Annotated in this window: 18 protein-coding genes, 1 other RNA gene and 1 pseudogene; 4 read left to right on the forward strand and 16 right to left on the reverse strand. The window is 50.0% G+C overall.

Going from position 1 to position 21,033, the window contains the following annotated elements; translation table 11 throughout:
* The 3 genes from ubiH to AC0IWZ_RS17170 are packed head-to-tail and all read right to left on the reverse strand — an operon-like array spanning window position 1 to window position 3,098.
* Complete coding sequence (gene ubiH / locus AC0IWZ_RS17160) at window positions 1–1,179, reverse strand: 2-octaprenyl-6-methoxyphenyl hydroxylase (RefSeq protein WP_471678842.1); 1,179 nt, start codon at window positions 1,177–1,179, stop codon at window positions 1–3.
* On the reverse strand, window positions 1,176–2,492 hold the full coding sequence (pepP, locus tag AC0IWZ_RS17165) for a Xaa-Pro aminopeptidase (protein ID WP_471678840.1): 1,317 nt from the start codon (window positions 2,490–2,492) through the stop codon (window positions 1,176–1,178). Before pepP ends, ubiH begins: the two co-directional genes overlap by 4 nt.
* Before the next feature lie 27 nt (window positions 2,493–2,519).
* Entirely contained in the window at window positions 2,520–3,098 is a 579-nt protein-coding gene (locus tag AC0IWZ_RS17170; protein WP_471678839.1) for a YecA/YgfB family protein, read from the reverse strand.
* Window positions 3,099–3,266: 168 nt separating this feature from the next.
* Between AC0IWZ_RS17170 and zapA the strand changes: the two genes are divergently transcribed.
* From zapA to AC0IWZ_RS17185, 3 genes are all read left to right on the forward strand, one after another.
* Window positions 3,267–3,596 carry a cell division protein ZapA gene (gene zapA, locus AC0IWZ_RS17175; protein WP_034498319.1) on the forward strand — a complete coding sequence of 110 codons (330 nt, stop codon included), beginning with the start codon at window positions 3,267–3,269 and terminating at the stop codon, window positions 3,594–3,596.
* Window positions 3,597–3,637: 41 nt separating this feature from the next.
* A non-coding RNA gene (gene ssrS / locus AC0IWZ_RS17180) (6S RNA) lies at window positions 3,638–3,821 on the forward strand.
* A gap of 26 nt (window positions 3,822–3,847) precedes the next feature.
* Entirely contained in the window at window positions 3,848–4,444 is a 597-nt protein-coding gene (locus AC0IWZ_RS17185) for a 5-formyltetrahydrofolate cyclo-ligase (protein WP_471678838.1), read from the forward strand.
* A 2-nt stretch (window positions 4,445–4,446) separates the two neighbouring features.
* On the opposite strand, the gene AC0IWZ_RS17190 is transcribed toward AC0IWZ_RS17185, so the two are convergent.
* The 3 genes from AC0IWZ_RS17190 to rpiA form a co-directional block, all read right to left on the reverse strand.
* Window positions 4,447–5,058, reverse strand: coding sequence for a DUF2238 domain-containing protein (locus AC0IWZ_RS17190; protein WP_471678837.1), 612 nt, complete (start codon window positions 5,056–5,058; stop codon window positions 4,447–4,449).
* A 116-nt stretch (window positions 5,059–5,174) separates the two neighbouring features.
* Window positions 5,175–6,413 carry a phosphoglycerate dehydrogenase gene (serA, locus tag AC0IWZ_RS17195; RefSeq protein WP_034498327.1) on the reverse strand — a complete coding sequence of 413 codons (1,239 nt, stop codon included), beginning with the start codon at window positions 6,411–6,413 and terminating at the stop codon, window positions 5,175–5,177.
* Window positions 6,414–6,694: 281 nt separating this feature from the next.
* Window positions 6,695–7,354, reverse strand: a complete 660-nt coding sequence (gene rpiA / locus AC0IWZ_RS17200) for a ribose-5-phosphate isomerase RpiA (RefSeq protein ID WP_034498330.1) — start codon at window positions 7,352–7,354, stop codon at window positions 6,695–6,697.
* Window positions 7,355–7,519: 165 nt separating this feature from the next.
* Here rpiA and argP point away from each other — a divergent pair, with 165 nt between their 5' ends.
* A complete protein-coding gene (gene argP / locus AC0IWZ_RS17205; RefSeq protein ID WP_034498332.1) occupies window positions 7,520–8,419 on the forward strand; it encodes a DNA-binding transcriptional regulator ArgP in 900 nt (299 codons plus the stop codon).
* A gap of 87 nt (window positions 8,420–8,506) precedes the next feature.
* Here argP and AC0IWZ_RS17210 read toward each other — a convergent pair whose 3' ends face one another.
* From AC0IWZ_RS17210 to pgk, 10 genes and pseudogenes are all read right to left on the reverse strand, one after another.
* On the reverse strand, window positions 8,507–9,241 hold the full coding sequence (locus AC0IWZ_RS17210; protein WP_034498335.1) for an oxidative stress defense protein: 735 nt from the start codon (window positions 9,239–9,241) through the stop codon (window positions 8,507–8,509).
* Window positions 9,242–9,345: 104 nt separating this feature from the next.
* Window positions 9,346–9,984 (reverse strand): arginine exporter ArgO, encoded by a 639-nt coding sequence (gene argO, locus AC0IWZ_RS17215; protein ID WP_034498337.1) that lies wholly within the window; start codon window positions 9,982–9,984, stop codon window positions 9,346–9,348.
* Between the two features lie 134 nt (window positions 9,985–10,118).
* Window positions 10,119–10,978 (reverse strand): annotated as a pseudogene (gene mscS, locus AC0IWZ_RS17220) (small-conductance mechanosensitive channel MscS).
* Window positions 10,979–11,137: 159 nt separating this feature from the next.
* Window positions 11,138–13,432, reverse strand: a complete 2,295-nt coding sequence (pflB, locus tag AC0IWZ_RS17225; RefSeq protein ID WP_471678836.1) for a formate C-acetyltransferase — start codon at window positions 13,430–13,432, stop codon at window positions 11,138–11,140.
* A 30-nt stretch (window positions 13,433–13,462) separates the two neighbouring features.
* Entirely contained in the window at window positions 13,463–14,671 is a 1,209-nt protein-coding gene (gene tdcD, locus AC0IWZ_RS17230; RefSeq protein ID WP_471678835.1) for a propionate kinase, read from the reverse strand.
* Window positions 14,672–14,712: 41 nt separating this feature from the next.
* The gene (tdcC, locus tag AC0IWZ_RS17235; protein ID WP_471678834.1) at window positions 14,713–16,044 is read right to left on the reverse strand and encodes a threonine/serine transporter TdcC; all 1,332 of its coding nucleotides are present in this window, start codon (window positions 16,042–16,044) and stop codon (window positions 14,713–14,715) included.
* 24 nt (window positions 16,045–16,068) lie between these two features.
* Window positions 16,069–17,058: a bifunctional threonine ammonia-lyase/L-serine ammonia-lyase TdcB gene (gene tdcB, locus AC0IWZ_RS17240; protein ID WP_034498350.1), complete on the reverse strand. Its 990-nt coding sequence runs from the start codon at window positions 17,056–17,058 to the stop codon at window positions 16,069–16,071.
* Between the two features lie 95 nt (window positions 17,059–17,153).
* Window positions 17,154–18,092: a transcriptional regulator TdcA gene (tdcA, locus tag AC0IWZ_RS17245; RefSeq protein ID WP_034498353.1), complete on the reverse strand. Its 939-nt coding sequence runs from the start codon at window positions 18,090–18,092 to the stop codon at window positions 17,154–17,156.
* Between the two features lie 465 nt (window positions 18,093–18,557).
* A complete protein-coding gene (gene fbaA / locus AC0IWZ_RS17250; RefSeq protein WP_034498356.1) occupies window positions 18,558–19,637 on the reverse strand; it encodes a class II fructose-bisphosphate aldolase in 1,080 nt (359 codons plus the stop codon).
* A gap of 228 nt (window positions 19,638–19,865) precedes the next feature.
* Window positions 19,866–21,029, reverse strand: a complete 1,164-nt coding sequence (pgk, locus tag AC0IWZ_RS17255) for a phosphoglycerate kinase (RefSeq protein WP_034498359.1) — start codon at window positions 21,027–21,029, stop codon at window positions 19,866–19,868.
* Window positions 21,030–21,033 lie beyond the last annotated feature (4 nt).

Below are 21,033 nucleotides of genomic sequence, written 5' to 3' on the forward strand. Positions count from 1 at the left end.
TTAACGCGCAACCCAACCGAGAGTACGCTGTGCCAGCAAATCACGTGCCGGAGTTAAATGTTCCATTGCCATCAAACCAAGATTGCGCCCCACAACAAGCGGTGCCCAACGATTGGCGAACAACTGAACTAAACCATCGGTCACGCCAATGGTGGCATTTTTATCTTCCTGACGTCGCTGCTGATACTGGGCCAGCACCGCATAACTGCCAGGGTCCTGAGAGGCTTCGTGTGCTGCCGCTAAATCTTCAGCCAGTGACATCACATCGCGCAGGCCGAGGTTAAAGCCCTGCCCGGCAATCGGATGCAGAGTTTGCGCGGCATTGCCCACCAGCGCAACGCGGTGCGAAACCGGCTGCGAAGCGGTAGTCAACGCGAGGGGATATTGCGAACGCGCGCCAGCGTGAGTAATTCGCCCAAGCCGCCAGCCAAAGGCCCGTTGCAGCTCATTGCAGAATTTCTCGTCATTCCACTGTGCGATTTCAGCCTGAGCGTCTCGCGGCTGGCACCAAACCAGCGAACAGCGCCCATTCGACATCGGTAACATCGCCAACGGGCCATGCTCAGTGAAACGTTCGAACGCACGCCCGATATGCGGTTGCGATGTGGTGATGTTGGCGATAACCGCGACTTGCTGGTAATCCTGCTGCTGCCAGGTCATACCACATTGCGCAGCCAGTGGTGAGCGTGAACCATCAGCGGCTACCAGCAATTTGCCTTCGATCAGCTCGCCATTATCAAGCGTAACGCTGACGTTATCGGTTTCACGGGTAAACGAGGCCACGCGCTGCGGACAATGCAGCGTCACACCCGGCGCTTTGCGTAACAGCGCGAATAAACGCAAACCGATGTCATGCAGTTCGACGACTTGCCCTAACGCCGGGATTTGGTAATCCTGCGCTTCGAGAGTGACAAACCCCGCATGGCCGCGATCGCTGACATGAACAGTTGTAATCGGGGTCGCGCAGTCTTTAATGGCTGGCCACACGCCAATGCGTGTTAATTGCTGGCAAGTTCCCTGAGCAATCGCGATAGCGCGGGCATCAAAACCAGGATGCGCCGCCGATTCGGGCGCTGCCGCTTCAATCAAATGAACCGGCAGTTTTCCGTGGGTCAAATGCGATATCGCCAGCGCGAGAGTCGCGCCAGCCATACCGCCACCGACAATAATCACACTCATGACTGACGCGCCGCCGCCATTAATGCTTCGATATCATCTGCCGATTTCACCACACTTGCCGTCAGATTTTCGTTACCGTCGGCGGTGATCAGAATATCGTCTTCGATACGAATACCGATTCCACGGTATTGCGCAGGCACATCGGCATCAGGCGCAATATACAGACCCGGTTCAACGGTTATCACCATCCCCGGTTCAAGCACCCGTGAACGATCCTGCCCGTAAACGCCGACGTCATGCACATCCAGCCCCAGCCAATGGCTCAAACCATGCATAAAGAAGGGGCGATGGGCGTTCTCAGCAATCAGTTTATCTATTTCACCGTTGAGAATGCCGAGCTTCACAAGGCCAGTCACCATGATGCGTACGACTTGCGCGGTGACTTCCTGCATGGAAGTTCCTGGGCGATAAAGCTTAAGCGCGGTTTCGAGAGATTCGAGCACGATGTCGTAAATTTCACGCTGCGGTGCACTAAATTTGCCGTTGACCGGGAAGGTACGGGTGATATCGCCTGCATATCCTTTGTATTCGCAACCGGCGTCAATCAGCACCAAATCGCCGTCGCGCATTTGGCTCTCGTTTTCGGTGTAATGCAAAATGCAGGCGTTTTCGCCGCTGCCGACAATCGTGTTGTAAGACGGGAAGCGCGCACCGTGACGGTTAAATTCGTGAAGGATTTCGCCTTCAAGCTGATATTCAAACATATCCGGACGGCATTTTTCCATCGCACGGGTATGCGCCAGCGCGGTGATTTCCCCGGCGCGACGCAGCGCGATGATTTCTTCTTCTGATTTGAACAGGCGCTGCTCGTGAACCCATGGACGCCAGTCCGTCAGCGCGGCCGGAGCGGTGAGGTTCTGGCGAGAACCGCGGCGGAGTTTATCAAGTGCGGAAAAAACAATGCTATCGGCATAAGCGTATTCGCCCTGCGCGTGGTAAACCACATCCAGACCGTTCAACAATTGATGTAATTGTTCGCCGATTTCGGAGAACGCCAGCGCACGGTCAACGCCCAGTTTTTCTGGCGCGACTTCCTGCCCAAGACGGCGCCCGAACCAGATTTCTGCCGTCTTATCGCGTAAACGGTTAAACAGCACGCTGTGGTTGTGGGTTTCGTCGCTTTTAATCAGCACCAGCACGGCTTCAGGTTCGTTAAAACCGGTGAAATACCAGAAATCGCTGTTCTGGCGATACGGGTATTCGCTGTCTGCACTGCGTGTTACCTCGGGAGCGGCAAAGATGAGCGCGGCGCTCGCCGGTGCCATTTTGGCTAACAACGCCTGACGGCGCCGGAGAAATTCGTGCTGATTCATCACACCTCCTGAAGCTTAACTTTGTTATTAGTGTAGTGTTGGTTTCTGCACTTCCGGCGCAGTCGGAACCGGGCGAGTAAAGTTGTCGTGGCACAGTAGTGCAGCAACGCGCACGTACTCGATTATCTCTTCGAGAGACATTTCCAACTCTTCTTGATCTTCGTCTTCGTCGTAGCCCAGTTGCGCGATGTTACGCAAATCGTCGATTGCTTCACCGGTTTCGCCAGTGACTTTATCAAGCTTCGGTTGCGTCACACCGAGGCCCAGCAGGAAGTGGTTTACCCAACCCGCCAGCGCGTCGGCACGATGAAATACCGTCGCTTCATCGCCTTCAGGCAGATAAAGCTGGAACATAAAGCCGTCATCTTCCAGCGAATCACTGGTGGCGCCGTGCATCTGACGCAGGGTGTCGGCAAGATTTTGACCAAAGGCTAAGCCCTCGTTAGTCAAATCATGTAACAGCGGTTGCCAGGTGGTGTCTTTGTTGCCGCCGCACAGCATTCCGCTGATTAAGCCGTGCATTTCCGAGGCCGTGAGGCCTACGCCTTGCTCATTCAATAATTGGCCGACTAAGTCGTAGTCAGGCATAGTGTTCTGTATAGACATGCGCATTCGCCATCGTTGGCAGGGATAGTTCATGTTATGCTACCACCAGGGACCCCAAGGCACCAGAAAAGGGCTTGTATCTTCATTTCGGGATAGCTATAGTGACGCCCCTTTCGTAGCCTGGCATAGGTTAGCGAGAGGCAGGCGAGTTAACAGCAGGAAGGTGGCATGTCTGCACAACCAGTCGATATCCAAATTTTCGGTCGTTCATTGCGCGTGAATTGTCCGCCTGAACAACAGGATGCACTGAATCTTGCGGCTCAAGAGCTTGATCAGCGGTTGCAAGATTTAAAAGTTCGCACTAGAGTCACAAATACTGAGCAGTTAGTTTTTATCGCAGCACTGAATATTTGCTACGAGCTGGCTCAGGAAAAATCGAAAACCCGCGACTACGCTTCCAACATGGAAGAACGTATTCGGATGTTACAGCAGACCATCGAACAAGCGTTGCTTGAGCAAGGTCGCATAACTGAAAGACAGGGTCCAAATTTTGAATAACACTTCCCAGTTACCTATGGTAGAGTAACTTTGAAGACCAAATTTCTCTGAGATGTTTGCAAGCGGGCCAGTCCCCTGAGCCGATATTTCATACCACAAGAGTGTGGTGCTCCAGAGTCTGTGAGCATGCTCGGTCCGTCCGAGAAGCCTGATGATTCTGACGCTGCATTCACCTTGAACCAAGGGTTCAAGGGTTACAGCCTGCGGCGGCATCTCGGAGATTCCCTCTTCCTACCAAACCAGTCATCACCATGACAAAAATTCAGCTAATCCCATCGCTTCGGCAAGAAATCAGACAACACATTCGCCAACGTCGCCGACAACTCACGCCCATTGAACAACACCAATTCGCAGAACTTGCTGCCGAACGCATGCTCGCGTACGAACCTATTGTGAATGCTTCAACGGTTGCGGTGTTTTTGTCGTTTGATGGCGAGCTGGATACCACGCCGCTGATTCGCGCGTTGTGGAAAACGGGGAAAACCGTTTACCTGCCTGTTTTACATCCATTCAGTAAAGGCAATTTGTTGTTCCTGCGGTACGCGGAAAACAGCCATCTGGTGATGAATCGTCTGAAAATCCTTGAGCCTAAGCTTGATGTGCGCGATGTATTGCCACTGGATAAGCTCGATGTGTTGATAGCGCCATTAGTGGCGTTTGATGAGCAAGGGCAACGGCTGGGAATGGGCGGCGGTTTCTATGACCGCACGTTGCAAAACTGGCAGCGGCACGGTTTGTGGCCGGTTGGGCTGGCACATGATTGCCAGCACGTTCCGGCGTTACCCGCCGAAGAATGGGATATTCCCTTACCCGCCGTGGTCACGCCTTCGCGAATCTGGCAGTGGTAGCATCACGCTGCGCGCAGTTTAAGTAGCTGCTTTGTATGCCAATATTGCAGAATCAAAACCGTAGTCAACGCCCCAAGAAGCGCACAGAACATATCTGATTGCGTATCCCACACGTCTCCCTGCGTCCCTAAAAATTCATCCGCACCCTGCCCTAATGCCAGCGCGGCCGCCCATTCAATGAGTTCATACAGCGCACTAATGGCAAGCGCGACACAGCACACCAGGAATGCGACCATTTTGCGCCCACGCACATAACCGCCACGAATCAGGATTTCGCGCGCAGCCAGCGCCGGAACTAATCCCTGGAAAAAGTGGCCGAGTTTGTCATAGGGATTACGGCTTAAATTCAGCCATTCCTGAACCTCAAACCCAATCGGTACTTTGGCGTAGGTATACAAACCACCCACCATCAGAATGATGGCGTGCAGGAAAATCAAAAAATAGAGCAGCGGTGTCAGCGGGTAGCGCGAATAAGTCGCTAAAAGCAGAGGGACAATAATGATGACTGGAGTGACTTCCATCAGCCAGGTAACGCGGTCTGCGGTGCTGATGCCCGTGTAGATAAGAATCAACAGAAGTAAAAATGCGCCGGATTTTAATAACGTACTCGTCATGATGCTTCACCGTCTCGCTAAAAATGTCACTATCGGTGGAGTATAAGAAAAACACAACTGAGGGCGTGGAGTTTCAGATTAAAAGAGGAGTCCTGTTGGACTCCTCAAATTTGGAATTAGTACAACAGACGAGCGCGGATAGTACCTGGAATCGCCTTCATTGATTTCAACGCAGCTTCAGCCACATCTTCTTCTGCATCCACATCAATCACCACGTAACCCATATGCGGCGTAGTTTGCAGATACTGAGCGGCGATGTTGATACCTTGCTCGGCAAAAATCTGGTTCAGTGCGGTCAAGATACCTGGGCGGTTTTCGTGAATATGCAGCAAACGGCTGGTGCTACCACCGTGTAACGGCAGGGAAACTTCAGGGAAATTCACTGCTGACAGGGTAGAACCGTTGTCGGAATATTTCGCCAGTTTGCCAGCCACTTCCAGACCGATGTTTTCCTGCGCTTCCTGAGTTGAACCGCCGATGTGCGGCGTCAGGATCACGTTATCAAACTCACACAGCGGTGAAGTGAACGGATCGCTGTTGGTTGCAGGCTCGGTTGGGAACACGTCGATTGCCGCGCCTGCCAGATGTTTACGCGCCAGCGCATCGCACAATGCTGGGATATCCACGACCGTGCCACGCGCATCGTTGATCAGCAGCGCACCCGGTTTCATCAGCGCCAGCTCGTTGACACCAATCATATTTTTAGTTGAGGCATTTTCAGGAACATGCAGGCTGACCACGTCGCTCATGTTCAGCAAATCAGACAGATGCTGTACCTGAGTCGCGTTACCCAGCGGGAGCTTGTTTTCAATATCGTAGAAGAAGACATTCATGCCCAGCGCTTCAGCCAGAATCCCTAACTGAGTCCCGATATGGCCGTAACCAATGATGCCGAGCTTTTTGCCGCGCGCTTCGTAAGAACCGACCGCCAGCTTATTCCACACGCCACGGTGTGCTTTGGCGTTAGCTTCAGGCACGCCACGAATCAGTAATAACAGTTGGCCGATAACCAACTCAGCAACGGAACGCGTGTTAGAGAACGGGGCATTAAACACCGGCACACCGCGTTTAGCCGCAGCATCCAGATCGACCTGGTTAGTACCAATGCAGAAACAACCTACAGCAACCAGCTTCTCAGCCGCAGCCAAAATCTCTTCCGTTAAGTTAGTGCGGGAACGCAGACCAATGAAATGCGCATCACGGATCGACTCTTTCAGGGCATCGCTGTCCAGCGCACCTTTATGGTATTCGATGTTGGTATAGCCTGCCGCGCGGAGGTTATCCACGGCTTTCTGGTGTACACCTTCCACCAGCAGGAATTTAATCTTGTCTTTATCCAGTGATACTTTTGCCATTTCCCGACCCTATTTTTAGAACTGATGTTGTGCTGTGTGATAAGACACCCTTCTGCCAAAATATCAAAAAATACGGGCGGGGCAATATAAACGATTGCGCAGTCGTCAGTGCAAGAAAGGAATAAGCCACAGTGGGCAGCAGAAAATGCTGAGCTAAAGAAAGAACCAGGAATGAATCACAGGGAGTTGTTCAGAATGTGACATATGTCACCAAATTTGCCGTTAGATTATTTTGTCATTTTTTATTCAGTAATCGGGGCGCAAGAAGCGCCCCGGTCAGATCATTTCACTATGGTTTTCACGCCATCAGCCGTACCAATCAGTGCGACGTCCGCACCGCGGTTGGCAAACAGACCCACAGTCACCACGCCTGGCAAGCCGTTGATGGCATTTTCCAGCGCGACAGGGTCAACGATACTCAGGCCGTGAACATCCAGAATCAGGTTGCCGTTATCAGTCACTACACCCTGGCGATATTCCGGGCGGCCACCGAGTTTGACCAGCTCACGCGCCACACAGCTACGCGCCATAGGAATCACTTCAACCGGCAGCGGGAAGTTACCCAAAATACCCACTTGTTTGGACGCATCGGCGATACAGATAAACTTTTCCGCCACGGAAGCGATGATTTTTTCGCGGGTTAACGCAGCACCTCCGCCTTTGATCATTTGCATCTGGCCGTTGATCTCATCGGCGCCATCAACATAAATACCCAGAGAGTCAACTTCGTTGAGATCGTAAACAGTGATGCCAAGGCTTTTCAGTTTGGCGGTAGAAGCGTCGGAGCTAGAAACGGCACCATCAATTTGATGTTTGATCGTCCCGAGAGCATCAATAAAATGCGCGGCAGTGGAGCCAGTACCCACACCAACGATAGTGCCTGGTTGCACGTATTGTAATGCTGCCCAGCCGACTGCTTTTTTCAGTTCATCCTGCGTCATGGTTTTTGCCTGTGCTGTGAAAACTGACGCGCATTATAGTGCAAGCGCCTCGAGGTTGTCCCAGGGAATGGCAGAACTCGTCCGATCTTTGTGGATTTGGTCTGGATCGACTGCAAATTTATGTCATAGTGCTGAAATAACAAAAACAGGAGTTAGCAAACAACAATGAAACGCCCGGACTACAGAACGCTACAGGCGCTGGATGCAGTGATTCGTGAACGAGGATTTGAGCGCGCAGCACAAAAGCTCTGCATTACTCAATCAGCGGTTTCACAGCGTATCAAGCAACTGGAAAATATGTTCGGCCAGCCATTGTTAGTGCGCACGGTTCCACCGCGCCCAACCGAACAAGGGCAAAAGTTACTGGCATTATTACGCCAGGTTGAACTGCTGGAAGAAGAGTGGCTGGGGGATGAGCAAACCGGCTCCACGCCTCTGTTGTTGTCGCTTGCGGTGAACGCCGACAGTCTGGCAACCTGGTTGCTGCCAGCGCTCGCGCCTGTGCTTGCCGACTCCCCTATCCGCCTGAATCTTCAGGTTGAAGATGAAACCCGAACGCAAGAACGCCTGCGTCGCGGTGAAGTGGTCGGTGCGGTGTCCATTCAACCACAGCCGCTGCCAAGCTGCCTGGTCGACAGGCTCGGTGCGTTGGATTATCTGTTCGTCGGGTCGAAAGATTTTGCCGCTCGCTATTTCCCGAATGGCGTCACGCGTTCAGCACTGTTGAAAGCCCCGGCTGTCGCGTTTGACCATCTCGACGATATGCACCAGGCGTTTTTACAGCAGAATTTTGATTTGTCACCGGGCAGCGTGCCGTGCCATATCGTTAACTCGTCAGAAGCCTTCGTGCAACTCGCACGCCAGGGCACAACGTGCTGCATGATCCCGCATTTGCAAATTGAAAGAGAGATTAACAGCGGTGAGCTGATTGACCTGACGCCCGGCCTGATGCAACGCCGCATGTTGTACTGGCACCGCTTTGCACCGGAAAGCCGCATGATGCGCAATGTCACCGATGCGCTGCTGGAGTACGGGCATAGAGTTCTACGACAGGACGCTGAATAGAAAAAGGCCGCTAAATTTAGCGGCCTTTTTGTTTTGTCGGATGACGCTAACGCTTATCCAACCTACATTTTACGGTTTTGTTGCGACTTACTGGGCTGGCTGCTCGGTCTTAGCGCGTTCCAGCTCAAACACCACATCAACCTGGTCATCAAACTGAATAGTTTGCTGATCGTAGGTATCCTGGGCCGACACTGGCGCTGCGGCGTCTGCTTTCATCATCCGCACCATTGGCGCCGGCTGGTAATTAGAAACGTGGTAACGCACGCTATACACTGGCCCCAACTTGCTGTTAAAGCCTTCGGCTAACAGTTTCGCCTGGCGGGCAGCATCGTCGATGGCTGCTTTACGCGCTTTATCTTTATATTGCTCCGGGTTTGCAACACCCAGGGAAACAGAGCGAATTTCGTTAAGCCCCGCTTTCAATGCCCCATCAAGCAGCTCGTTCATTTTGTCGAGCTTGCGCAGAGTGACATCAACCTGACGCACGGCACGGTAGCCTTTCAGCTGCGTTTTGCCGTCTTTCAGGTATTCATATTCTGGTTGAGTGCGCAGGTTAGCGGCATTGATGTCTTTCTTCTCGACACCGCTTTGCTGCAGGAATGTCAGATATTGTGCCACACGGTCGTCAGCCTGTTTTTTTGCTGATGCCGCATCTTTGGCAGACACATTCACTTCGATAGCGAGTGTGGCAATGTCAGGAACCGCATCCACGCTTGCGGTGCCGGATGTCACGACATGTGGACCGTTGGGTAACTCATCGGCCAATGCCGGAACCGAACCAAATCCCACTAAAGCGGCTAATGCCAGGGTTTTAAACTTCACTGTAATTCCTCCATGCTACATTCCACTGTCATTACGTCCGTAAAATACACGGACGTCTGGCAGCAAGCTTAGCCTGGAATGGTAACTTGTCTATCGGATTAAGGCTAATTAGCCATAAGGGAAGCGATATGGCGAACCCCATCTGACGCAAGTTGCAGCGCGATAACCCACATCACCAAGCCGACGACGCCATTGATAATACGCTGGGCTTTCGCGGTGCGCAGGCGCGGTGCAAGCCATGCCGCCAGCAGTGCCAGGCCGTAAAACCAAAGGATAGACGCGCTCACGGTTCCTAATGCAAACCAGCGCTTCGGTTCGTCGGCGAGCTGCCCACCGAGACTCCCCAGCACCACAAAAGTATCCAGATACACATGCGGATTAAGCCAGGTCACCGCCAGCACGGTGGCGACAATTTTCCAGCGCCCTTGCTTCATCACTTCAGCGGAGGCCAACTCAACGCTGCTGCTCATCGCGGTGCGCAGCGCGCCCCAGCCGTACCACAGCAAAAACGCCACGCCGCCCCAGGTCACAATCGCCAGCAACCATGGCGACTGCATCAGAAGCGCGCTGCCACCAAAAATACCTCCGCAGATCAGTATCAAATCGCTAATCGCGCAAAGAGAAGCAATCATCAGATGGTATTGGCGGCGAATGCCCTGGTTCATCACAAAAGCATTTTGCGGTCCGAGTGGCAGGATTAACGCTGCACCCAATGTAAGGCCTTGAAAGAAATAAGATAACACGATGATTCACTCTTCAGTATTTAGCGACTGAGGAAGAGTGTAATAGGGAAAAATTATTAGCGGAAATGGATAATTTTAATGGTTTATAAGAATTACTAATAAAAAGAAGGCCAGCCGAAGCTGGCCCCGGACAATCATTCTTGTGCAGGTTCTTTCACACGTTTGAAGTTCACGTCCATTTGCGGATACGGGAAGCTGATCCCCTGCGCATCAAACTCGCGTTTAATGCGTTCCAGCACATCCCAATAAACGTTTTGCAGATCGCCACTGTTGCTCCAGGCGCGCACCACAAAGTTAATCGCGGAAGGCCCGAGTTCATTGAGCCGCACAGTAATATCGCGGTCTTTCAACACGCGTTCATCGCTAGTGATGATGTCGGTCAGGATTTGCTTAACTTTGTCGATGTCGGAGTCATATGCCACGCCAATAATAAACTCATTACGGCGCACCGGTTCACGGGAAAAGTTAATGATATTACCGGCGATAATTTTACCGTTTGGCACCACGACAATTTTGCCATCCAGCGTGCGCAGTGTGGTGGAGAAAATCTGCACATTAAGTACGGAACCTGCGATCCCCCCAGGTCAACGTATTCACCCGCGCGGAATGGGCGGAAAGTCACCAGCAACACGCCTGCGGCGAGGTTTGAAAGCGAACCTTGCAACGCGAGGCCAATGGCTAAACCTGCGGCACCGAGTACCGCGATAACGGACGCAGTTTGTACCCCCACGCGCCCCAGAGCGGCAATTAACGTAAAGGCGATGATGCCGTAACGCACCAGAGCGGAGAGAAAATCAGCGACGGTGGCATCAATATTTCGAGCGACCATCACACGGTTAATGGCGTTGGACACGATACGAGCCACGATCATCCCGACGATAATAATCGCAATCGCCGCCACAATGTTGACCGCATAGCTCAGCAGTAACGCCTGGTTGCGCACCAACCAGCCCCCGGCATTATTGATACTGTCTACTACGTTGAGATCTTCCATTCACGGTTCCTTGTCATTACTGAAATTGTGCACCCCGAAGGCACAACAGAACTTTAAAGGGTAAACAAAACAAGCGAATGTGCCAAGTTAGTCACAAGTTTGGTCAAAAAAAAACCCGCGCGCGGCGGGTTTAGGGGGAATGGCAAACCTACAGATTCATCAGATCGAGTGAATAAAGGTACGAGATATCACATCCTGTTGCTGCTCACGCGTCAGAGCATTAAAGCGCACCGCATAACCCGAAACGCGAATGGTGAGCGTCGGATAATTTTCCGGATGTTCGACGGCATCCAGTAACATTTCACGGTTCATCACGTTCACGTTCAAATGCTGCCCGCCCTCAGTTTTCACATCGTGATGGAAATAACCATCCAGCAAGCCCACCAGGTTTAACTGGCGTATCGCGTCATCACGTCCGAGCGCCGCAGGAACGATTGAGAAGGTGTATGAAATCCCGTCTTTCGCATAGCTGAACGGCAGTTTGGCAACCGAGGTTAATGAAGCAACAGCGCCTTTACGATCCCTTCCGTGCATCGGGTTAGCACCTGGCGCAAATGGCGTCCCCGCGCGGCGGCCATCCGGCGTGTTACCGGTTTTTTGTCCATAAACCACGTTTGAGGTGATCGTCAGGATCGACTGGGTCGGTACCGCGTTGCGATAAGTTGGCAGCGCCTGGATCTTCTTCATAAAGCGTTCAACAAGATCGCAGGCAATCGCGTCAACACGATCGTCATTATTGCCGTATTGCGGATACTCACCTTCAATCACGAAATCTACCGCCAGCCCGTTTTGGTCGCGCACCGGTTTCACCGTGGCGTACTTGATAGCGGAAAGTGAGTCCACCGCCACCGACAACCCGGCAATGCCACACGCCATCGTGCGATAAACATCTCTGTCGTGCAGCGCCATCAGCGAGGCTTCGTAGCTATATTTATCGTGCATATAATGGATGAGATTGAGCGCCGTAACATACTGCGCCGCCAGCCAATCCATAAAGTGATCGAGGCTGCTCATCACCTCTTCATAATCCAACACGTCATCGAGCAGCATCGGCATTTTCGGCCCGACCTGGATTTTGAGCTTTTCGTCCATCCCGCCATTGATGCAATACAGCAGCGTTTTTGCGAGGTTGGCTCGCGCACCAAAGAACTGCATCTGTTTGCCGATAACCATCGGACTGACGCAGCAGGCGATCGCATAGTCATCGCTGTCAAAATCACAGCGCATCAGGTCATCATTTTCATACTGCAACGATGATGTTTCGATGGACACTTTTGCCGCATAAACTTTGAAAGGTTTCGGCAACGCTTCCGACCAGAGAATAGTCAGATTCGGTTCTGGCGCTGGCCCCATGGTGTAAAGCGTGTTCAGGTAGCGATAGGCATTTTTGGTGACCAGCGTGCGCCCGTCTAAACCCATACCGCCGATAACTTCTGTCGCCCAGATTGGGTCACCGGAGAACAGCGAATCAAACTCTGGCGTGCGCAGGAAACGCACCATGCGGATCTTCATAATGAAGTGATCGACCAACTCTTGCGCCTGTAGCTCCGTCAACACACCGGCTTTAAGGTCGCGCTCGATATAAATATCAATAAACGAGGTGGTGCGCCCCAGGGACATCGCCCCACCATTTTGCGATTTCACTGCAGCCAGATAGGCAAAATAGAGCCACTGCAAGGCTTCTTGCGCATTGCGAGCCGGGCGAGAAATATCGAAGCCGTATTTTGCTGCCATCTCCTGAATTTGCAGCAGTGCGCGGCGATGCTCCGACAACTCTTCGCGCAGACGAATGACCGCTTCGAGGTTTTCACCGCGTTCAAGCTGGCCTTGTAAATCGGCAAACTGCAATTCACGTTCCCGCACCAGATAGGCGATGCCATACAGCGCGACACGGCGATAGTCGCCGATAATGCGTCCACGCCCGTAACCGTCCGGCAAACCGGTCAACACACCCGATTTACGGCAGCGCAGAATATCCGGTGAATAAACGTCAAACACGCCCTGATTATGGGTTTTACGCAAAGACGTAAACTGGTATTCAAAATCGGGATCCATTTCACGACCATAAGCTTCAAAAGAGCTTTTGATCATATTGATGCCGCCATAAGGATGCAGAGCACGTTTCAGCGGTTTATCCGTTTGCAAGCCGACAATCTTTTCGTGGTCTTTGAGAATATATCCCGGGGCATGTGCAGTGATGGTCGTCGCAATGTTAGTGTCGAAATCGACCGGTGCATGTGTGGCGTTTTCGATACGAATGCCATCCATGACCTTTTCCCACAGCGCCGTCGTCGCCGTGGTAGCTCCCGCTAAAAATGATTCATCACCTTCATACGGGGTGTAGTTATGTTGGATAAAATCCCGAACATTAATGTTGGTTTTCCATTCGTCGCCTGAAAATTGTTGCCAGGCATGGGAATAATTATCGTTGGTAATATCAACATCTACTTTCATTACATCATTCCTTTAAACCACATTATTAATTCAGGCATATTCCGCAAGATAACATTGTTTGCCTAATTGCAAAGCATCAAGCGCAATCATTTTCTCTTCGTTAGTGGGAATAACGGCACAAATTATTGATGAACTCTCACTGGAAATTATTCGCTGCCCTATTCGGTTAGGCTGGTTATTTTTATCAATATCCAGCTCAACACCAAATACGCGTAAACGTTCGGCAACCAGACGGCGAATAAGTATTGAGTTCTCGCCAATACCACCGGTAAAAATAACCCCGTCCAGACGATTTAATGCAGCAGCGTGCGCGCCAATCGTTCGGGCAATGCGATGAACAAACGTTCTGATAGCTAATTGCGCACGCATATCACCTTCATGCCAGGCTTTTTCCAGGGTACGTAAATCTGAAGACAAACCCGAAAGGCCTAACAGCCCAGACTCTTTATTCGCGACTTGCTCCAGGTCATCCATCGACTGCTCAGTCTGGCGGGCAAGCCAGGCCATGGCACCGAAATCAACATCGCCACAGCGCGTGCCCATAATCAGCCCTTCCAGCGGTGTCATACCCATCGAGGTATCAACACTTTCACCATTCTGGACCGCGCAGACCGAAGCGCCATTTCCTAAGTGAGCAATCACCAACCCCGAATTTACTGAGTTCAGGCCGGGTAACTCACCCGTTTGCTGAGAAACGTAGCGATGCGACGTGCCGTGGAATCCGTAACGGCGCACGCCGTACTCTTCAAAATAGCGATACGGTAAACCGTATAAATAGGCCTCTGGTTTCAGAGTTTGATGAAAGCTGGTATCGAATACCGCGACCTGCGGGACGTCCGGGAAGCGGGTTCGCGCAGATTCCACCCCGTGCAAATTGGCGTAATTATGCAGGGGGGCCAACGGTGAAACCTGGCGAATCTGTTCGATAACTTCATCGGTAATTAATACCGACTCGCTAAATAACGATCCGCCGTGAGCAATCCGGTGGCCTACAAATGCAACGCTATCAATTAAATCGCGCATTTCCAGTTCATGAGAGATTGCGGCGAGTGCTTCTTCATAATTCTGGCGAGCCAGAATAACTGGCTCCCCATCATTGACCGTAATAAAGGCTTTATCGGTATTAATACCTTCACAAATCCCGGACAACAGCACATCACATGTTTCTGCATCTAATACTGAAAACTTTACCGAAGAAGAACCACAATTAATCGTCAACACTACCGGGTAATCATTCATGTTTAAATCCCACTCATCCTGAGTCAATCTACCCAAAGTTATTAGATAAGTTTGTAGACAATATTAAGAATGGTCAGCAAACCAATGACGGTGACAAAAACATTCTCAGTTTTACCTTTATATTTCGCCAGAGCCGGAGTTTTACGAATGGCATACATCGGCAGTAGACAAAGTAAGGATGCAATAATCGGAGCACCCATCGCTTCAATTAAATCGAGGATGTTCGGGTTAGCGTAAGCCACAACCCAGGTTGATCCCATAATGAAGACCATGCTGATAAGGTTGAGTTTTCCGCCAGAAACTTTGGTTTTATCCCCTTTGTAGCCGAACTTCAGAACCAGACCGTTTAATCCTTCGAGGGTGCCAAGATAGTGGCCGAAGAAGGATTTGAAGATAGCTACCAGGGCAATAATGGATGCGCCGTATTCCAGTGTCGTGGCAAAGGTCGATTTGGTGCCAGACATCGAGGAAAAGTGGTTCGCCAGATACGAGAGCACTGGAATATTCTGTGCTTTAGCTTCAGCCATGTTCTGCGGGGAAAGCGTAAACAGGCAGCTAAAAGCGAAGAACATAACTACCGCAACCATCAACATGCTGGCGCGAGAAATGATTTTTGAACATTTGTCTTCGGTGTACTGCTTGCCAAAGTCCTGCTCGTACTCTTCGCGTTTGGAAACCACAAACGAGGAGACAATCGGCGAGAAGTTAAAGGAGAACACCATGATGGAAATACCCAGCCATACCGTGACCAGAATGCCATCACTGCCAGTGAACGAAATATCGCTGAGGCTCACTTGATCGATAACCGCCGAGTTCCAGTAAGGGATCAGCGAGACTGAAATCAGCACCAGGCAGGCAATGAACGGGAACACCAGATAGCTCATGACTTTGACCATCAGGTCTTTGCCAAAATAGATAACAAAAGCCATCAACAGCAGCAGGAACAGCGCCACTATTCCTCGGTTTAACGGCATGAGCTGGAGCTGGTTTTCCCAGAATGTCATGAAGGTATTGGTTATCGTGACACCGTAAATCCACAGCAGCGGGCAGATTGCGAAAAAGTACAGGAAGGTGATGACCACGCCGCCCGTTTTACCAAAATGCTCTTCAACCGTTTCTGTGATGTTTCCGGAAGGATTACTGCCGGAAAGGCACAGACGCGCCAGCGCACGGTGGCAGTAAAACGCAATCGGGAATGCCAGGAACAGCATAATCAGTATCGGAATTAAACCGCCATAACCTGCACGGATGGGGAAGAATAAAACTCCCGCACCGATAGCCGTTCCAAATAAACCAAGAGTCCAGGTAGTGTCAGATTTGCGCCATTGCGATTCCGCTTTTTGGCCAACAAGGGTTGCATCAGTATTACTCATAATAAAGTTCCTCGAGAGATTCTATCAAATATCTGCGGAGCCTGTAATTTGTGAGACGCGAGACAGGTCAATATTACCGCCGGAGATAATACTAACTGTTTTACGCCCTTTAATATAATGATCTAACTTACCGCTTAATAATGCAGCAGTCGCTAATGCACCTGCGCCTTCAGTGACAACTTTATTACGTTGAATAAGGGCTACCATACTGTTACGAATTTCGTCTTCACTGACTAATACAATATCAGTAACGAGCTTCTTCACAATTTCATAGGTTATTCTGCCAGGGCGAGAAACATCGCAACCGTCGGCTAATGTCCCGGTCGTACGATGGGCCATTAATTCGCCTTTATAAAACGAAGCAGCCATACCATGTACATTTTCTGCCTGCACGCCGATAATATTAATGGTCGGGTTTATGGATTTAATCGCCAGTGCAATACCCGCAATTAATCCGCCGCCGCCAATTGGCACAATGACGTTATCGACATCGTATAAATCTTCAAGGATTTCCAGGCCGATAGTTCCTTGCCCGGCAATCACTTTTTCATCGTCATAAGGTGGAATAAAGATGCGCCCTTCCATCTCAACAATTTCACTCACTTTAGCGATGGTGTCGTTGAAGTTATCGCCGTGCATCACGACTTGTGCAGAGTAGTCAGAGGTCGCCGCGACTTTGGACTTTGGCGCGCCATTAGGCATGACGACTTTACCATCAATGCCAAGAATGGCGCAGGAGAGTGAAACGCCCTGAGCGTGGTTGCCCGCAGAGCAAGCAACAACACCTTTTCTTTTTTCTTCTTCAGTTAAAGAACTGAGCTTATTAAATGCACCACGAATTTTAAATGAACCCGTGCGCTGCATATTTTCAAATTTTAGAAATATCTCACCTTTACAACATTCGCTGAGATAATTTGAGCGAGGCATTCCAGTTTTATAGATATATCCTGTGAGTCTTTTTTTCGCTTCAAGAACATCAATAATAGTAACGGGAAGTTCATAGTCGATATGCATGTTGACCTCAACATTTAAAAGCAAGAATGATTTATGGGGTGGCTTTATTAAGCCACCACTTTGAATGAGTAATTTTTATTGGTTACTTAATTAAACTAAGCAACTTCTGTTAATTTGTCAGATTGAAATTTAATTCGTAATGAATGTTTTTTGGCTAGCTCAACTAATGTGGCAGCAGATCTATTAATTCGATAATTCTTAGACCAAACAGCAGCGTATCGCGCGACAGGTAATTTATCCTCAACCGGGACTTTAATAAATTGGTTAGAGCCAAATGGGGAAATCATATCGCGCGGAATAACTGTCAGAAAACCTGCGTTGAGCACCAGATTATAAATGGTTACTACCGAGTCCGTTTTTACGATGTTTTCACTTTTGATATTGTTCTTTTGCAGTGTCGTCAGCAGTTCGCTGTAATATCCCATTTCCGTTTGTGGTAAAACCCATTGCTCATGACTTAATGCGCTGAGCGTGGTCGTCCCTTTAACTACCCGTGTTCGATTGGCAACCAGGACAAACTCTGACTCGAACAGTGGCTCAATGTGCAAATCTTGTAGCAACATTTCGTCGCTCAACGTGCCAATAGCAAAGTCCAGACGGCCATCGCGGATTGCAGGCAAGAAAGAAGAAAGTTGGGCTTCGAACATCGAAACCTGAGCCTGTGGGAAAAGCTCTTTAAACTCTTTCATCATGCCGGGTAAAAAAGTGAAGCCGATAAGCGATGGGTAGCCAAATGACACATCAACCACGCTATTTCCAACCATACGATTCATTTCACTACACATATTGCGCAATTCACGTGTGATGGATTCAGCGTGAGTCAGCAATACTTTGCCTGCTTCAGTTAATTTAACGCCGGTATTTTTTCTGATAATAAGCTCTAAACCAAAATACGATTCCATGTCGCTTATAATTTTACTGACAGCAGGCTGGGTCAGGCTCAGTTGTTTCGCCGCAGAACCAAATGATCCACTTCTCACCACTTCCTGAAAAACAAGCAGGTGTTGTGTTTTTGGTAAGATATTATTGTCCATTTAAATCTGCGCCTATTAACGTCCCATGCAGCAGATCATATCGAATTATGCATCAGTTGTAGTGTGCAGTGACTCACAATTACTAGACCGCTAATCGTATGCAAATCAAGCAAACAAATTTAACCCTTTTAAATCATAATGTTAAACATTGGTCATTTGCATTTTACATGACAGAGGTCAACCTTAGCAGGAGTAATAAAATAAAGTTATGGTGATAATAAAATCATATCTGTACAAATAACTCCCACTTTTATAGGCACTTATAATTAAATTAAAATAATCTTATAAAATTGCCGAAATAAATAGCGTTCAGAAAATACTCGCATCAGAAAATATCCTTTCTGCCATCAGTTTATTTAAAAGCAATATGCTGGCTTTTTAAGTCTGGGTTGCAGATAAAAATTTATTAAAGGTACAAAAAAGCCCGCACGAGGCGGGCTTGATTCAAGCATTTACTGCTTCAAATTACAGAACGTCTACTGCGTTCAGTTCTTTGAAAGCCTGCTCCAGACGGGTGATCATAGAAGTCTGTGCAGAACGCAGCCATACGCGTGGATCATAGTATTTCTTGTTCGGCTGGTCTTCGCCTTTAGGGTTGCCCAACTGGCCCTGCAGGTAAGCTTCGTTAGCTTTGTAGTAGCTCAGGATACCTTCCCAAGTTGCCCACTGGGTATCGGTATCGATGTTCATTTTGATAACACCGTAGCTCACGGAATCTTTGATTTCTTGAGCAGTTGAACCGGAACCGCCGTGGAACACGAAGTTCAGGGAGTTGTGCGGCAGGTTGTGTTTCTTAGAAACATAATCCTGAGAATCGCGCAGGATAGTCGGGGTAAGAACCACGTTACCTGGTTTGTAAACACCGTGCACGTTACCGAAGGAAGCCGCGATGGTGAAACGTGGGCTGATTTTGCTCAGTTCAGTGTACGCGTAATCAACGTCTTCTGGCTGAGTGTACAGAGCAGATGCGTCCATATGGCTGTTATCTACGCCATCTTCTTCGCCGCCGGTGCAACCCAGTTCGATTTCCAGAGTCATGCCCATTTTTGACATACGAGCCAGATATTTAGAGCTGATCTCGATGTTTTCTTCCAGAGACTCTTCAGACAGGTCGATCATGTGGGAAGAGAACAGTGGTTTGCCAGTTGCCGCGAAGTGTTTTTCGCCAGCGTCCAACAGGCCATCGATCCATGGCAGCAGTTTCTTAGCGCAATGGTCGGTGTGCAGGATAACTGGCACGCCGTAATGCTCAGCCATCTGGTGAACGTGGTGTGCGCCAGAGATTGCGCCCAGGATTGCAGCACCCTGAGGAACGTCAGTTTTCACGCCTTTACCCGCGATGAACGCAGCGCCGCCGTTAGAGAACTGAACGATGACTGGTGCTTTAACTTTCGCAGCAGTTTCCAGTACGGCGTTGATAGAGTCGGTGCCTACGCAGTTAACTGCTGGCAGAGCAAAGTTGTTTTCTTTTGCTACCTGGAAAACTTTCTGTACGTCATCACCAGTGATTACACCAGGTTTTACGAAATCAAAAATCTTAGACATGGTTGTTTGTCCTGTATCGTCGGCCGATTTGCCCGTCATCCTTCAAGCTGTAACTGCGTTGACTGCCTTCCCATCTCCCAGTCACTTAACGGAGTAAGCTCCTGGAAGCTGCTTAGTTGTCGCCTTGCTACAACTCGAATGATTTTGGGTAAATAAAGAAATATTAACCACCTACCATTCACTGTAAGCGGCAAAAATTCAACGGGCAGGAAACCCTGCCCGTAATCATTACTTCTTAGCGCGCTCTTCGAGCATCGCTACTGCTGGCAGAACTTTGCCTTCCACGAATTCGAGGAATGCGCCGCCACCAGTGGAGATGTAGGAGATCTTGTCAGCAATGCCGAACAGGTCGATTGCTGCCAGAGTGTCACCGCCGCCTGCGATAGAGAATGCTTCGCTGTCTGCGATTGCATTAGCAACGATTTCAGTCCCTTTGCGGAAGTTAGGGAATTCGAACACGCCAACCGGGCCGTTCCACAGAATGGTTTTTGCATTCTTCAGGATTTCAGCCAGTTGAGCTGCAGAAGCATCACCGATATCCAGAATCTGCTCGTCAGATTTAACGTCGTTTACAGATTTCAGAGTTGCAGTAGCAGTCTCAGAGAACTCAGTCGCTACGCGCACGTCTGCAGGAACCGGGATATCACAGATAGTCAGCAGGCGTTTAGCTTCGTCAACCAGGTCTGCTTCGTACAGGGATTTACCCACGTTGTGGCCTTGAGCAGCAACGAAGGTGTTCGCGATGCCACCGCCAACAATCAGCTGGTCAGCGATTTTAGACAGGGAATCAAGAACGGTCAGTTTGGTAGAAACTTTAGAACCGCCAACGATAGCAACCATTGGGCGAGCTGGTTCTTTCAGTGCTTTACCCAGTGCGCTCAGCTCTTCAGCCAGCAGCGGGCCAGCACAAGCGATGTCTGCAAATTTGCCAACGCCGTGAGTAGAAGCCTGTGCGCGGTGCGCGGTACCGAAAGCGTCCATTACGAATACGTCACACAGTGCAGCGTATTTTTTAGACAGGGTTTCGTCGTCTTTCTTTTCGCCTTTGTTGAAGCGAACGTTTTCCAGAACAACCAGTTCACCCGCTGCAACTTCAACGCCGTCGAGGTAATCTTTAGCCAGACGAACCGGAGCAGACAATTTGTCTTTCAGGTAGTTAACAACCGGCAGCAGAGAGAATTCTTCGTTGTACTCGCCTTCAGTCGGACGACCCAGGTGAGAAGTTACCATCACTTTAGCGCCTTGCTTCAGGGCCAGTTCGATAGTTGGCAAAGATGCACGGATACGTGCGTCAGATGTCACTTTCCCTTCTTTAACTGGTACGTTCAAATCTGCACGGATCAGAACACGCTTTCCAGCCAGATCCAGATCGGTCATCTTAATTACAGACATGGTG

It is taken from the genome of Buttiauxella sp. AC142 (genome assembly GCF_979253435.1).